A 14,985-nucleotide genomic window follows, 5' to 3' on the forward strand; every position below is an offset into this window, starting at 1 on the left:
GTGAAATTGCGATTAGCTGTGGCGCAGTCACCAGCAATCAGGAATCTCATGCGACCGCACATTCGACGCCGCCGATCGATTTCCGCCAGATGGTCGGTACGCATTGCGTTTCTTGGCCTCATTCTGTTTGTTCTTTCGGGACTTGGCCATCGGTTCGAACGCATCGAAACGCCGGAGTTTCTCTGGCTGCTTGCCATTGTTGCTGGCCTCGCGCTGCTGGCGCTGTTGCTCAGTCTCAAGGGTTTCACCAGTGTCTGGCGCCGGGGCGATATGGGCTTTCCCAGTGCCTTTTGGGGTATGGTGATCGCGTTTGTGGTGCTGGCACCCTTTGCCACGACGCTCTATCAGGCGTTGATGCTGCCGAGGATCTACGACATTTCGACCGATATCACCGATCCGCCCGAACTGTTTGCCGCCGGGCAAAGGACAGAGCGTATGAACCCCGTCGTGAATGACGAGGACAGCCGCGCGCTTCAATCCAGCGCCTACCCGCAGGTGACAGGCCGCCGCTATGATGGCTCGCCTGATCGTATTCTGACCGCAATCAACAAGGTCATTGCGGCTAATGGCTGGACGGTTGTTGCCCAAAAAGGCGAGCCGGGCGTTGATGAGGAGATCCTGCTCGAAGTGGTGGCGCGAACCTTTTTGCTCGGTTTCACCAGCGATGCGGTTATCCGGCTTTCCGACGAGGGCGAGACAACCTATGTCGATATGCGCTCGGTCTCCCGCTACGGCATCCATGATCTCGGCGAGAATGCCGACCGCATCATTGCCTTCATGGCGGCGCTCGATGCGGAAGTGCAGAGCGCCCAGCCGGAAGAAGAAACGACCGAGCCGGCGCAGTGATATTTGCTTACAATGACAATTAATTACCAATAAACGCCATCGATCGCCGGGCTGCCTTCGGTCTGCACGAGGCCCCGCGCGACCATATCCTCAAGATGCGCCAGCACCGACAAAGCCGCCGCGCCGTGCAAGCGCGGATCGGTCTCGCGGTAGATGACCGTGACCATAGCAGGAATGGTGCGGTCTCCGGCGCGCACCCGTTCCAGAATTGCGCGCTCGCGCATTTTCCTGTGCGCTTTCAGGCCACGCATGAAGGTTTTCGGATTGGTAACCGGGCCGCCGTGGCCAGGAAAGTAGACGCGGTCATGCCGTGCGAGCAGCCGGTCCAGCGACGCCATATAGTCGGACATCGAGCCATCAGGCGGCGCGACGATGGACGTTGCCCAGGCCATGACGTGATCTGCGGAAAACAGGATATCCGTACCTTCGAGCGCGAAGACGACGTGGTTTGCCGTGTGGCCGGGAGTATGGATGCTCCGAAGCGCCCAGCCATCGCCCTCGATGATGGAATCGTCTGGCGCCATAATGTCCGGCATGAACTCCGTGTCGCCGCTCGCATCGAGAAAGTTGATCTCTCCCGTGTGCAACGGGCGGGAGGGGCGGTGCGGTCCTTCCGCCACCAGAATCGCGCCGAGTTCATCCTTCAACACGCTTGCCAGGGGCGAATGATCGCGGTGCGTGTGGCTGACGAAAATATGGCTGACCGGGCGTCCGGCTATGGCACGCAGGAGCGTCGCCTTGTGCGCTTCGTCGATGGGACCTGGATCGATCAGCGCCAGGGTATCTTTGCCGATCAGGTAGGAGTTCGTGCCGTGAAAGGTAAAGGGGCTCGGATTGTTGACGGTGATACGCTGTATATTCGGCGCAATATCGATGGCTTCGCCATAATGCGGCGCAAATACCTTGTCGAAAACGAGGTTCATTGATCGGGATTTACCTTTTGTGCGGCTTTCGACGTATTGCCGTGCGGCATGATCCTCAATATACATTTTTCATGAAATGGTGAAAGCTTGAGGCGTGAATTTGTAGGGTTCACGACCTTCCGGAGGATAAGAACATGATTGCTGCCCAGACTCGTTCTCTTGCCGAGACGTTCCAGCCGGAAGGCCAGCTCGCCAAAGCCGTGTGGTTTGTTTCGCTCGCCCTCGTCGGCACTGCGTTGATGACGCTTGCCGCCAAGACCAAGGTTGACATGGTCTTTGTCAACGTGACGATGCAGACGTTTGCGGTGTTCGCGATATCGGCGGCTTATGGTTCGCGGCTTGCCGTTGCGACGATGGCGCTTTACCTGCTCGAGGGTGCGCTCGGCATGCCGGTATTCACCGGAACACCGGAAAAGGGCATCGGGCTCGCCTATATGGTCGGCCCGACAGGCGGCTATCTCCTGTCCTATATCGCTGCCGCCTGGATCGTCGGCCGCGCTGCCGACAACGGCTTTACCCGCAATCCGATTGTCCTTGGCCTCGCCATGCTGGCCGCCGAGGTGACTATTCTCGGCATGGGCTTCCTGTGGATGGCCTATCTCTTCGGCTCCGAAAAGGCGCTCGCCTATGGCGTTGGCGTTTTCATCGTCGGCGATATGCTGAAGCTTGCACTGGCCGCCGCGATCGTTCCGGCTGTGGGATCCCTGCTCAAGCGCCGGTGATACCGGCGCTTCAGTTCGCTGTTTTCATTCTATGTTTTTTGTAATTTCCTGTTTTGATCGGTGTTCAAAATGAGCGAACGAAGCTGACTGCTACTTGGTTGAGTGGGGCATCTGTTGCACTTTATGCCGTTGGAGGATTGGCGCCGTTAACGTCCAGTATTTATAATGAAAGGCCCCGACTGCGTTGATCGCAGCGGGGGCGAGTATTTGTATTATAGCGGCCATTGCACTACATTGGATTGCAAGACAGACGCTGAAAGGGTTAAAACCGTGACATTGGAACAGTTTATGCTCTTTATGATTATGCCAGTAGGCGGGCTCCTGATGGGTGCCTTTGCGTTGTTTATTACGCGCAAGGATCGCTCGGACAATAATAAGCCGCGCCACTCCCACTGATAAGTACGTTCCTTGGCAGACTATCCTCGCAATCTGATTGGCTATGGTCGTAATCCGCCTGATCCGAAATGGCCGGGTGGCGCGAAACTCGCCGTGCAATTCGTTGTCAACTACGAAGAGGGCGGAGAGAGCTCGATCCTCGACAATGATCGGGCATCCGAGTGCCTGCTGTCGGAGATAGTCGGGGCGCAACCCTGGCCGGGCCAGCGCAATCTCAACATGGAATCGATCTATGAATATGGGTCACGCGCCGGTTTCTGGCGGCTGTGGCGCATGTTCACGCGCCGTAATCTGCCGGTGACAGTCTACGGCGTGACACTCGCCATGGCGCGCAATCCTGAAGCGGTTGCAGCCATGAAAGAAGCTGATTGGGAGATCGCCAGCCATGGCCTGCGCTGGCTTGAATATAAGGATTTCCCCGAAGAGCTCGAGCGCCAGCATATTCACGAGGCTGTGCGCTTGCACACGGAAATCACCGGATCGCGGCCCCTCGGGATCTATCAGGGCAAGCCTTCCGATAACACGCTGAAGATTGTCATGGAGGAGGGCGGGTTTGTCTATTCCGCCGATAGCTATGCCGACGAACTGCCTTACTGGGTGCAAGGTCCGAAGGGACCGCACCTGATCGTGCCCTATACACTCGACGCCAATGACATGCGCTTTGCAACGCCGCAGGGCTTCAACTCCGGCGATCAGTTCTTCACTTATCTGAAAGATACGTTCGATTGCCTGCTGCGCGAGGGCAAGGACGGCGCGCCAAAGATGATGTCGGTGGGGTTGCATTGCCGGTTGGTGGGGCGCCCGGGACGGGCGGCGGCGCTGGAGCGGTTTCTCGATTACATCCAGCACCACGAGGATGTGTGGATCACACGCCGCATAGATATTGCAAGGCACTGGCATGAAAATCACCGAGACCTTTGACAAAACCACCCTGATGGCCATCTGATGCGACTTTTCTGCGCTTCCGGTGCTCATGGACCCAAAAGTCCACTGCGCTCCGGTTCTCGAAAATCACACCAACTGACCTATCACGCTGAATTTTTCGCAAGGTCTCCACGATGGAAATTCTCATTCTCAATGTCCGACCACTAACCAAGCCAGCGTTTGCGCGGTTCGGCGATGTGATCGAGACAGAAGGCGCTGAATTGCGCCTGATCAATGGAGGCACGACAGAGCGCTACCACGATCTCGCCGATGTCGACGTGACGGGCGAGGGCGCGCGGGTGCTGATCAATATCTTCCGGGGCAAGTCCTTCGCGCTGCCTGTCGATATCAGCATGCTGGAACGTCATCCACTTGGCAGCCAGGCATTCATACCGCTGCAGAATCGGCCATTTCTGGTTGTGGTGGCTGAGGACGACGGCGGTAAGCCGGGAATGCCTGCCGCCTTTCTGTGCCAGGGCAATCAGGGCGTCAACTACGCCCGCAATGCCTGGCATCACCCTCTGATTTCACTGGACGAAACGTCGGATTTTCTCGTCGTTGATCGTGGTGGCAGAGGTGATAATCTCGAAGAGTATTTCTTTGACAATGTGATCTACAGGATTGAGAAACTCTAGGTCTATGCAGTTTGATCGTCTCGTCCGGCAAAGAAAATTGCAAATCCAACCAGAATAAGACTGAGTGCGCTGAACGCGGTTCGCAAACTATTCCACCAGGTCCAGGGATCGGAATAATCGGTCCATATTTTCTCCGGCTGCGAGGCAGTCGAGAGATTCACTCCGGCAAGTTCATTGTTCATGGGGACATTGACCGCGAAGGTCGGCACGAATGCTCCAACAATGTATATAGCTGCGGCCGCCAACATGGCGAGGCCGGCGCGTTTGCGTCCCAGCATCAGAAAGACGGCGCCAGCGGTAATCCCGGCGACAGGCGTTCCAAAGAATGCCGGAGCAAACATGGCGTTGCGAACCGTCGCATTGATTCCCTGCATGGCGACAATTGCACTTTGGGGAGCGATGGCATCAAGACCCCGCATCACGGAAACGGAATAGGCGTAAAAAAAGCCGGTGATTGCTCCGGTGAGCACAAGCGTCGTTGCGGACAGGAGAAAAGCAATGGATATCCATGATGACCTGTTCTTGGGGTGCGTCATGAAAGCTCGCGAGCGCGTTGACCGGAAGGTCGAAATCTATGCAACCACCATAAGCGAAATCCGCCTGAAAATTCAAATAGAATAATTGCTGGCCGAGACGGATAGACAACATTGCCGCCTCCCGTTCGTCCTCCCCCTTGACGCCCAAGCCCAGCCGGTTGAAGCTGGCAACATGTCACAAACGATACGTTTTTTTCTGAATGGTCAAAAGCAGGAAGCCTCGGTTCGGCCGGATACGACAGTACTGGACTGGCTGCGCAGCGGGCCGCGGCTGACCGGCACCAAGGAGGGCTGCGCCGAGGGCGATTGTGGGGCCTGCTCGGTGCTGATCGGCGACCCTTGGTTCGACGACGCTCACCATGAGGGGGCCGTGCACTACCAGGCCGCCAACAGCTGCATTCTTGCCATGGGCCAGATCGATGGCCGCGCCGTCGTGACGGTCGAGGGTTTGAAGACGGAGCAGCTGCACCCGGTACAAGCGGCGATGGCGGAAAACGGTTCGTCCCAGTGCGGCTTCTGCACGCCGGGCATCGTGATTTCTCTGGCCGGTCTTGCAGCGCAAAGAAGCGCTGCGGGAGCCGGTCTTGCAGCGCAAGGAAGCGCTGCGGGAGTCGGTCGTGCAGCTCGCAAGACGGAAGTCATGGATTCCGACATCCACGATGCACTGGCGGGCAATCTGTGCCGTTGTACCGGCTACCGGCCGATCGTCGAGGCCGCGCGCAAGGTTGGCAATGCGACGATTGCGGGACCGCATGTCGCCGCCTTTGCCAAGATCGAACCACGCACGACGATTTCGGCAGCCGGTTCGACATTCCATCAGCCGCAGTCGTTGAACGATCTGCTGCAACTGCGCAAGGAGAAGCCCGACGCGATATTGCTTGGCGGGGGCACCGATCTTGGTGTCGCGCTGGCGGACTATCATTCCGACTGGAACGAGGTGATTTCGCTTGCCCGTGTGCGCGAACTGCGTGCCATTCGCGAGACCGGAAATCATTTGAGCTTTGGCGCGGCAGTAACGTGGGAAGAGATTCTCGCGAGCGTCATCGAATATTACCCCTCTTTTGCGACCTTGATCCGCCGTTTTGGTTCGACCCAGATACGCTCCATGGGAACCATCGGCGGTAATATCGGTACCGCAAGCCCGATCGGCGACGGCCCGCCGGCGTTGATTGCACTCGGAGCCGAGATTGAACTTGCTTCGACGGGCGGCCACCGTTTTCTGGCGCTCGAAGATTTCTTCCTCGACTATCGCAAGACCGAACTGCGCGCCGATGAGGTGATTGCTTCGGTGTCGATCCCGAAGCCCGCGGAAGGCCAGGAGTTCCGCGTCTACAAGATTTCCAAGCGCTACGACCAGGACATCTCGACTGTCTGTGCGGCGTTTTCCATTGTCCGCGAAGAAGGTCAGGTTCGCGGCGCTCGCATCGCGTTCGGCGGCATGGCGGCAACGCCGCAGCGCGCCGCAAAGGCTGAGCAGGCGCTTGTCGGCAGCCTATTTGACCAAGCAGCCATCGACGCATGCGCCAGTGCGATCGCCGCGCAGTTTAAACCGCTGAGCGATTGGCGCGGTAGCGCCGAGTATCGTTTGCAGGTTGCCGCGAACCTCGCCGAACGATTCTGGCGCGATGTTGCCGGCGAGACGGTGGAGGTCATGTCGCTATGAATATTGACGCCAAGATCGTCCAGCGCAGCATTGTCGGAAAAGGCATCGCGCATGATTCCGCCGCGCGCCATGTGGCGGGCGAGGCGAACTACATCGACGATATGCCGGAGCTACCTGGCACATTGCATGCGGCCTTCGTCCTTTCGCCAGTGGCGCACGGCAAACTGAACGGCTTTGACGCCTCCGAAGCGCTGGCGATAGATGGTGTTGCCGGTATCTGGGCAGCGAAGGATGTACCCGGCCACAATGAAGTCGGGCCAATCCTCCACGGCGAGACGCTTTTCGCCGAAGATATTGTCGATCACGAAGGACGGGTGATCGCGGTCGTTGCCGCCCGGGATTTCGAAACGGCGTATCGCGCTGCCAAAAAGGTAAAGCTTGATATCGAGACGCTCGAGCCCGTGCTGGATATCGAAGAGGCGCACCGGCGAAAAAGCTACGTTCTGCCGCCGCAGGAAGTCATCGAGGGCGATGTCGAAACTGCTCTTGCAGGCGCGCCGCATGTCATTTCCGGCAAGCTGCACATCGGCGGGCAGGACCATTTCTACCTCGAAACCCATATCGCCTATGCCATTCCCGGCGAGAACGGCGAAATGCTTGTGCACTCTTCGACCCAGCACCCGACCGAGGTGCAACATCACGTTGCCGGCATTCTCGGAATACACGCCAACGCTGTGGAATGTCAGGTGCGGCGCATGGGCGGCGGATTTGGTGGCAAGGAAAGTCAGCCGACGATCATTGCCGGGGCTGCGGCACTGGTCGCAGCCAAGACCGGAAAACCCTGCAAGATGCGGCTGAAACGCCGCGATGACATGGTAGCGACTGGCAAGCGCCACGATTACATCGCCAACTGGAAGGCCGGTGTCGATAATAGGGGCCGCATTCTCTGTCTCGATGTCGAATATCTGGCGCGGGCGGGCAATCTGCCAGATTTGACGGGACCGGTTATCACGCGCACGCTGACTCATACGGACAATTCCTATTTTATTCCGAACGCGCGCTTCATCGGCCATGCCTGCAAGACCAATACTGTGTCAAACACCGCGTTTCGCGGCTTTGGCGGCCCGCAAGGAATCATCACCATCGAGGCCGTAATCGATACCATCGCCCGCGAGTTGAAACTTGACCCCAATGCGGTCCGGACGGTCAATTATTATGGCGACAAGACCGGCGACATGACGCCCTATGGCCAGCAGGTAGAGGATAATCGTCTGGTCGAGGTGACGGATGCGGTGCTTGGCTCCGCCGAGTGGGACTATCGCCGCGCTGAGATCGACGCGCACAATGCTGCCAATCCTGTTATCCGGCGCGGGCTGGCGATGATGCCGATCAAATTTGGCATCTCGTTCAATCTGACCTCGCTCAATCAGGCGGGTGCGCTGGTCCATGTTTACCTGGACGGGTCGATCTTCCTCAATCATGGCGGCACCGAAATGGGGCAAGGCCTGTTTGTGAAGGTCGCGCAGGTGGTGGCCGAGGTGTTTCAGGTCGAACTCGACATGGTCCGCATTTCGTCCACCGCGACGGGCAAGGTGCCGAACACCAGTGCCACTGCGGCGTCTACCGGCTCGGACCTCAACGGCATGGCTGCGTTCAAAGCCGCGACCGCAATCAAGGCGCGCATGACACGGGTGGCGGCCGAGCATTTCGATGTCGAAGAAGACGTGATCATCTATCGCGAAGGCCGTGTCCACGCCGACAATCGCTCGGTATCCTTCGGTGAACTGGCTAAAATGGCCTGGGCCAAGCGCATCCAGCTCTCGGAAGCCGGACACTATGCAACGCCGAAGATTCATTGGGACGGCAAGACGATGAAGGGCCGGCCTTTCTTCTACTTCAGCTATGGCGCTGCCGTTGCGGAAGTTGCTGTCGACACGCTTACGGGCGAAACGCGTTGTCTGCGCGCCGATATCCTTCAGGACGTCGGCTCTCCGCTCAATCCTGCCATTGACCTTGGCCAGATCGAGGGCGCCTTCGTGCAGGGCATGGGCTGGGTAACGTGCGAGGAGCTTTGGTGGGATAAATCCGGACGGCTGCGGACTGTTGGGCCATCGACCTACAAGATACCCGGATCGCGCGACGTGCCGCCCGAGTTCAACGTGCGCATTCTCGACAATATGCCCAACAGGGAAGAAACGGTGTTTCGCTCCAAAGCGATCGGTGAGCCGCCATTGATGCTTGGCATCTCGGTCTGGCTGGCCATTCGCGATGCAATCGCTTCGATCCATAGCGGGGTGCCGCAGCTGGATTCCCCGGCGACACCCGAGGCGGTGTTGCGAGCTGTGCGACATGCAAAGGGAGTGATTGGCGTATGATCGATTGCAATGCTGCTGTGCGTGGTTCGACAAGCTCACCATGAGGGATATAAGTGAGTTGCAGGGAGTGAGTTCGGCGGCGGAGGTGAGCATCGTGCAATCAGCCACTTCCCTCATGGTGAGCTTGTCGAACCACGCACAGCAGCATTGCTATCCTGTTATATTGGAACGTCGATGCAGCATATGACATTAGACAAACTCAACTCCCTCGATGCCACGGATTTCGTTGCAGCGCTAGGCGGCATATTCGAGCACTCGCCTTGGGTTCCGGAGGCTGTCGCGAAGTTACGGCCTTTTGCCAGCACCGAGGACCTGCACGCTGCGATGGTCAATGCCGTGAACGCGTCAGGGCAGGTGGCGCAACTCGGGCTCATCCGGGCACATCCCAATCTCGCGGGCAAGGCGGCGCGGCAGGGCAATCTAACGGCGGAGTCGACGAGCGAGCAGAAGGGCGCCGGTCTCGACAGATTGACGGACGCTGAGTTCGAAGAGTTTCATCGGCTGAACAACGCATATCAGAGCCGTTTCGGCTTCCCTTTTATCCTTGCGGTCCGGGGGCATGACAAGCATTCAATCATGGCGGCGTTCCGCCAACGCCTGAACCATAATTCGGGCGAAGAGGTGATCGAAGGGCTGCGGCAGATCGCTTTGATCGCACGCTTTCGTCTCGACGATTTATTTGCATGAGGAGCTTTTGATGGGAAAGTTATCCACACATGTGCTCGATACGGCGGCGGGAAAGCCGGCCGTCGGCATGGCGTTGACACTGCACCGGATCGATCAGACCGGCCGTCATTTGCTCAAGACTGCGGTTACCAATGCCGATGGCAGGACAGATGCGCTGCTGCTATCCCCGGATGAGATGATGGCTGGTCAATACGAGTTGACGTTCTTCATCGAGGATTATTTCAAGGCATCGCAAATTGCCCGTGACGAGCCTCCGTTCCTTGACGATATTCCTCTCCGGTTTTCGATAGCGAATGCCGATGGCAATTATCATGTGCCTCTGTTGGTAACGCCGTGGGGGTATTCGACCTATCGGGGCAGTTGAGAGAATCCTTCCTGCATTACTGCTGTGCGTGGTTCGACAAGCTCACCATGAGGGAGGTTGGCTGACCGCATGATAGTCGGCACGCTTGGGTGTTTGGCTCCCTGCAAAACCACTTATCTCCCTCATGGTGAGCTTGTCGAACCACGCACAGCAGCCTTCACCCGTAAATCCCGATTACGCTGACGCTACGAGCTTCATCGATTTTGAAATAGACGAGGTTGGATGTGGATGCAGGGGACTGATCCCTGCAGGCGACGGTGATAGCCCCGGTGTTGCCTGCATCGAGCATAATTCCATCCTGCCGGAATACACTACCCAGAAGTTTCTGCATCAGCGGCGAGACATCAATGGCAATGAGGTTGGTAACCGGATCGCCAAGCTGGATCGTATCGCCCGCGGACCATAGCTTGATGTCGTCGGCGTTGCTCACTTGCAGCTGATTGGCCGCCGTGTCCCATTTGGCAAAGGCCGGTTGCGCCGGTGTTTTGGTTACATTCCAGATGCGAACCATCGACAGCCCGCGCATGGCGGTGCCGAAGAATTCGCCAGCGGTATTGCTGGTGAAAGTCACGATATCATCACTGATCGAAGCCAGTTTGGCAGTCTTCAGGGCTTGGGTGCGAACCCCCAGCGGCTGGAAGATCACTGTGCCGCTGTCGCTTGGCGAGAGGAAAATCAGACCGGATTGCTTCTTGCCGGTGGCCGAATGAGCAATGCCTGAGGGAAAACGTGCAATCCCCGTGGCGCTATCGACGGCCATGGCGTCCTGCCATCGATTGCCGTCGGAGCTGGTCTTGATATGAAAATCACGACCCCACATTGTGCCCATCTCGGCCCGGCCCTGATAATTGGACTGGAAAAGCAGCGAGGCGGTATGGCTGTCATCCACCTTGTTTATTTTCAGCTGATGGCCGCCACCAGCATGATCGAACAACGAGGCAGGGCTTTTTAACGCCAGCCGGTTGTTCTCGTCGGCGACCGTATTGATACCGACAGAATCTACCGGGTTGGTTCCGCCCGCTACCCTGCTCCAGGAATTGCGATCGAAAACGGCGAAGGTTTGTTCCTCTGCCACCCAGGCGTGCCAGCCCTCCTGCGGCTGGAAGAACGCCCAGGCGTCATCCTGCCACGCAGCGATCTGGTCCGTCTTGCCCGCCCATGGCACGACGGCCTCGGACGCGACGATGTAACGGTCTCCTTCCGAAGGCTCCGGCGGGGCATTTTTCAGTTTGCGGCCTCATCACCGAGAGCTGCACCAGCGCATCGAGCGCCCGGATAGCCTCGTTGTGGGTGACATGCTTTTGCGCCTGCGACGGCGCTATATAGGGCAATTTGAGGTTCGTCGTCGTCTGGTCCATCTGGCTGTCCTTTCAGCAATCGATCAAGACCAGAGACTCTAAAGCCGCCTGACAGGTGGTGGATAAACCGCCAGCGGGAAGTGGCCGCTGCAACAACCTTGCAACGTGCTTTTTGAAGATCGGTGCAACCCTGCATTCGTTGCCTTCAACCAACAACCAAGCGATCCTCAACAGGTTTTCAGGCGAAAGCAGCAGCATCGAGCCAGTCGGTGCATTCGAAGGGGATAGGCCGCTTCGACCGAGGCGAGGGCCTCGCCAGGAAACCGGAGGTGAAAGCGATATGTGGTATCTACCACTGAGCATCACCCTTACAATGAAAAGGACCCGAAGCAGCTGGTCACTGTCTCTTCGGGTCCATTTCATACGGTAAGGAAAGGAGGGCGGGCGAAAGCCTGCCCTCTCTCCGACACCCAATATATCGAGTTTTCTGTTGATTTCCAAGCACGTCCCGGTTGATCGATAGACGAGCATTGCATTTATGATGCCCTATGCTACTGGTCTTGCGTTTTTTGCCTTGAACCTTGAGGATTAATGAAATTGGAAATCTTTCGGCAAAGCGTCTCGATGATGCCGCGTCGTTACAAGCAGATACTCCTTGTCATTTTTGACATGGTTACGCTGACTTTCGCTATTTGGCTCAGCTATTTGCTGAGATTCGGTGAATTTTTTATCCCGAACAGCGAGCAAGCTTTGTTGATGGTCGCTGCGCCGCTTATCGGTCTGCCGGTGTTCGTGCGTTTCGGGCTGTATCGGTCTGTCATCCGCTACCTTCCTGACAAGGCAATCTGGACCATGATCCAGGCCGTGACGATCTCCGTCATTCTATGGGTCTGCCTCGCCTTCCTGACGCTGATGACCGGTGCCGAAGGTGTGCCGCGCGCCATACCATTTCTCTATTGGGTGCTGAGCATCGGTCTCATCTGCGGCAGCCGTTTTGCCGCAAAATGGCTGCTGTGGAGCCCCTTGCGTGAAAAGCTGCTGGCGCGGCAGTGTCTCATATTCGGGGCGGGCGATGCCGGCCGCCAATTGGCGAACGCTTTGAGGTCACAAAATGAAGTCTTCGTCGCGGGTTTTGTCGATGACGACAAGAGCCTGCATGGCATGGATATTCTTGGTATCCGTGTCTACCCGACATCGCAGCTCGAGACTCTCATCGACAATTTCGGCATCAACGAGATGATCGTGACGACCTCGTCGCTGAGCGGCATTCAGCGCCGTCGCCTGATCGGCAGGTTGAAGTCTCTCGATGTCAAGGTTCGTATTCTCCCGGCGATTTCAGATCTGACCGCAGGAAAATACCTGATCAGCCATCTGCGCGACATCGATATCGATGACCTGCTAGGCCGCTCGCCAGTGCCGGCCGACCCTATCCTGCTCGACAAGACCGTGGAAGATCGCGCCATTCTCGTGACTGGCGCTGGCGGATCTATCGGGTCGGAGCTTTGCCGCACCATCGTCAAGCTGGCACCGGCGAAGCTGGTCATTTTCGATGTCAATGAGCACAGCATCTATCAGCTCCATCGCGAGCTCGCCGCGGTCAGCGATTGTCTGATCGTTCCGGTGCTCGGTTCGATCGCCGATGCGCCGTTGATCAGAAGCGTCCTTGCAACGCATAAGATCGAGAATGTCTATCATTGTGCCGCCTATAAACATGTGCCGTTGGTGGAGGAAAATGTTGTCGAGGGCGCACGAAACAATGTGATCGGTACGGAGGTGCTGGCGGCATTGTCGCGCGAGGCAGGGGTCAGAAATTTTGTCCTCATTTCGTCCGATAAAGCAGTGCGGCCATCGAATGTCATGGGCGCGACCAAGCGATGGGCCGAGCTTATCGTACGCTATTATGGCGATGAGGCGAGCAGGCAGGGCAGCGGACAGATATTCGCGTCGGTTCGCTTCGGCAATGTGATCGGTTCGAGCGGTTCGGTCGTACCGTTGTTTCGCGAGCAAATTGCCCATGGCGGTCCGTTGACGGTTACCCATGACGATATGACCCGCTATTTCATGTCGGTACGCGAAGCTGCGGAACTGATCATCCAGGCCGGCGCGCTTTCCGGGGGTGGGGATATTCTGCTGCTCGAAATGGGCGAAGCCGTGCGTATCCGTGATCTTGCAGAAAACATGATTCTTCTTGCCGGCCTTTCGATCAAGGACAGCCTCCATCCGGAGGGTGATATCGAAATCGTCACCGTCGGTATACGCGATGGCGAGAAGTTGCATGAAGAGCTGTTCTACGATCCGACCGGCGTGTCGCCGACGAACCACTCTAAAATTCTGCGCGCCAAGCGCGGCGCCAATTCGGTGAACCATTTGCCCGAAGCGATTACAGAGTTGCGGCAGCTGATCGAAAAGCAGGACGCCGATGCTGTGCGCAAGCTGCTCTTCGAGTATGCCAAATCCTAGCGCAATTTGGCTCGAAACCGGAGCAAAACAAAACCGACGCCAATCAGCGCCGCGAGAATACCTGCGGCACGAAATAGACCGTGTTGTGCCGCTGCAATGGCGCAGGCTCCAAGTATGACATTGAGCACGCCGACGCTGATGACAATGCCCCAGATCGACCAGCCGGATCGCTTTGCTATCTGATAGGCGTGCTTGGAATGCGCCGCGAAAATATTGTCGCCTGCTGCCAGACGCATGAACAGTGTCGATGTTGCATCGGCGATGAAAAACAATGGCAGGATCAGCCCGGCCCAGATCGACAGATCATGGCCAAGCCGAAAGAAGGCAAGCCCGCTGAGCAAGCCGATGGGCAAGCTGCCGGCATCACCGAGAAACATGCTCGCCTTCGGCCGGTTGAAGACGGCAAAGCCCAATAGCGCTCCTGCAATCGAAGCGGCAAGGCTGCCGGTCCCGAGCGCGGCAAGTCCGAAGATAGCGAAGCTGGCAAGCAGGGCGAGGGGGATGCCGAGGCCTGAGACGACCATCAGGTCGAGCCCGTCCATGAAATTGGTCAGGTTGATGAAATAGACGAGGGCGAGAACGAGAAGGCCTCGCTCCACAAGGAAAGGCAGGAGATCCGGCAGCAGGCGGAAGTCTGCCCCGAGCCCATAGACTGCAATCGCTGAGGCTGCGAGTTGCGATGCAAGCCGGATTGTTTCGGGCAGATGATGGCGGTCATCGAGGAAACCGATTATCCAGAGCACGGCGGCTGCAATGGTTGTTGCGCCGAGAAACTGCGGGTCAGGGTCGGACGCAGGGCCGAATATCCACAGCGAAACGATGATGACTGGAACGATGGCGAGGCCGCCCAATTGCCGCGCCGCCTGCGTATGATTGGAGCGCTCTGTCACCGCCGCACCGAGGAAATCCGCAGGAAGCGCCCGCATGATGATCGTCAGCAAGGCGGCACTTGCAACGGCGGCGGCAAGAAAAGGAGCTATGATGGCGGCCAATGCTGATTCCCGTATTTATGCGACCTCGGAGCGGTCACTTAGCACTCTTGGAAATTCCTTGAGAAGTGCTATATTCCTCTTGGATAGGAGGCAGGCCGAAACCCACCTCCCATTCCTAGGTTAGTGAAAATGAGAATCGGATTGTCAGTGACCAGCTGATCCGATTCTTTTTCACTTCCAGGGTGATGCTCAGCGGTAGAAACCACATTCGCTTCACTCCAAGT

14 protein-coding genes are annotated in these 14,985 nt (G+C 57.5%); 9 read left to right on the top strand and 5 right to left on the bottom strand.

Translation table 11 applies throughout. The annotated features are described in order from the left end of the window. Positions 1–48: 48 nt before the first annotated feature. Positions 49–846 carry a DUF1499 domain-containing protein gene (locus tag FHS21_RS05975; protein WP_112527388.1) on the top strand — a complete coding sequence of 266 codons (798 nt, stop codon included), beginning with the start codon at positions 49–51 and terminating at the stop codon, positions 844–846. Positions 847–869: 23 nt separating this feature from the next. Here FHS21_RS05975 and FHS21_RS05980 read toward each other — a convergent pair whose 3' ends face one another. Beyond that, positions 870–1,769: an MBL fold metallo-hydrolase gene (locus FHS21_RS05980; RefSeq protein ID WP_112528052.1), complete on the bottom strand. Its 900-nt coding sequence runs from the start codon at positions 1,767–1,769 to the stop codon at positions 870–872. 134 nt (positions 1,770–1,903) lie between these two features. Here FHS21_RS05980 and FHS21_RS05985 point away from each other — a divergent pair, with 134 nt between their 5' ends. The 3 genes from FHS21_RS05985 to FHS21_RS05995 all read left to right on the top strand — a co-directional run bounded on the left by FHS21_RS05985 (position 1,904) and on the right by FHS21_RS05995 (position 4,446). After that, positions 1,904–2,491: a biotin transporter BioY gene (locus tag FHS21_RS05985; protein ID WP_112527390.1), complete on the top strand. Its 588-nt coding sequence runs from the start codon at positions 1,904–1,906 to the stop codon at positions 2,489–2,491. 408 nt (positions 2,492–2,899) lie between these two features. Continuing rightward, positions 2,900–3,808: an allantoinase PuuE gene (gene puuE, locus FHS21_RS05990; protein ID WP_112527394.1), complete on the top strand. Its 909-nt coding sequence runs from the start codon at positions 2,900–2,902 to the stop codon at positions 3,806–3,808. 137 nt (positions 3,809–3,945) lie between these two features. Then, positions 3,946–4,446 (top strand): ureidoglycolate lyase, encoded by a 501-nt coding sequence (locus tag FHS21_RS05995; RefSeq protein ID WP_112527396.1) that lies wholly within the window; start codon positions 3,946–3,948, stop codon positions 4,444–4,446. Between the two features lie 2 nt (positions 4,447–4,448). Here the strand turns inward: FHS21_RS05995 and FHS21_RS06000 are convergent, their stop codons facing one another. Further along, positions 4,449–4,982 (bottom strand): anthrone oxygenase family protein, encoded by a 534-nt coding sequence (locus tag FHS21_RS06000; RefSeq protein ID WP_112527398.1) that lies wholly within the window; start codon positions 4,980–4,982, stop codon positions 4,449–4,451. Between the two features lie 172 nt (positions 4,983–5,154). Here FHS21_RS06000 and xdhA point away from each other — a divergent pair, with 172 nt between their 5' ends. From xdhA to uraH, 4 genes are all read left to right on the top strand, one after another. Further along, the gene (gene xdhA, locus FHS21_RS06005) at positions 5,155–6,645 is read left to right on the top strand and encodes a xanthine dehydrogenase small subunit (protein WP_112528054.1); all 1,491 of its coding nucleotides are present in this window, start codon (positions 5,155–5,157) and stop codon (positions 6,643–6,645) included. Then, the gene (gene xdhB, locus FHS21_RS06010) at positions 6,642–8,960 is read left to right on the top strand and encodes a xanthine dehydrogenase molybdopterin binding subunit (RefSeq protein WP_112527400.1); all 2,319 of its coding nucleotides are present in this window, start codon (positions 6,642–6,644) and stop codon (positions 8,958–8,960) included. The genes xdhA and xdhB overlap by 4 nt, the downstream gene beginning before the upstream one ends. A gap of 183 nt (positions 8,961–9,143) precedes the next feature. Next, on the top strand, positions 9,144–9,647 hold the full coding sequence (gene uraD / locus FHS21_RS06015) for a 2-oxo-4-hydroxy-4-carboxy-5-ureidoimidazoline decarboxylase (RefSeq protein WP_112528056.1): 504 nt from the start codon (positions 9,144–9,146) through the stop codon (positions 9,645–9,647). A gap of 10 nt (positions 9,648–9,657) precedes the next feature. Further along, positions 9,658–10,011, top strand: coding sequence for a hydroxyisourate hydrolase (gene uraH / locus FHS21_RS06020; protein ID WP_112527402.1), 354 nt, complete (start codon positions 9,658–9,660; stop codon positions 10,009–10,011). 157 nt (positions 10,012–10,168) lie between these two features. Here uraH and FHS21_RS06025 read toward each other — a convergent pair whose 3' ends face one another. Together FHS21_RS06025 and FHS21_RS06030 are read right to left on the bottom strand one after the other, a co-directional pair. Next, on the bottom strand, positions 10,169–11,239 hold the full coding sequence (locus tag FHS21_RS06025; RefSeq protein WP_112527404.1) for a DUF2793 domain-containing protein: 1,071 nt from the start codon (positions 11,237–11,239) through the stop codon (positions 10,169–10,171). Continuing rightward, positions 11,130–11,369, bottom strand: a complete 240-nt coding sequence (locus FHS21_RS06030) for a hypothetical protein (RefSeq protein ID WP_183661233.1) — start codon at positions 11,367–11,369, stop codon at positions 11,130–11,132. The genes FHS21_RS06025 and FHS21_RS06030 overlap by 110 nt, the downstream gene beginning before the upstream one ends. Before the next feature lie 531 nt (positions 11,370–11,900). Between FHS21_RS06030 and FHS21_RS06035 the strand changes: the two genes are divergently transcribed. Continuing rightward, on the top strand, positions 11,901–13,769 hold the full coding sequence (locus tag FHS21_RS06035) for a polysaccharide biosynthesis protein (protein ID WP_112527406.1): 1,869 nt from the start codon (positions 11,901–11,903) through the stop codon (positions 13,767–13,769). Here FHS21_RS06035 and FHS21_RS06040 read toward each other — a convergent pair. Continuing rightward, complete coding sequence (locus FHS21_RS06040) at positions 13,766–14,761, bottom strand: MraY family glycosyltransferase (protein ID WP_246410851.1); 996 nt, start codon at positions 14,759–14,761, stop codon at positions 13,766–13,768. The two genes, FHS21_RS06035 and FHS21_RS06040, sit on opposite strands and share 4 nt — an antisense overlap. Positions 14,762–14,985 lie beyond the last annotated feature (224 nt).

This window comes from Phyllobacterium trifolii (assembly GCF_014192095.1).
GTDB classification, from domain to species: domain Bacteria; phylum Pseudomonadota; class Alphaproteobacteria; order Rhizobiales; family Rhizobiaceae; genus Phyllobacterium; species Phyllobacterium trifolii.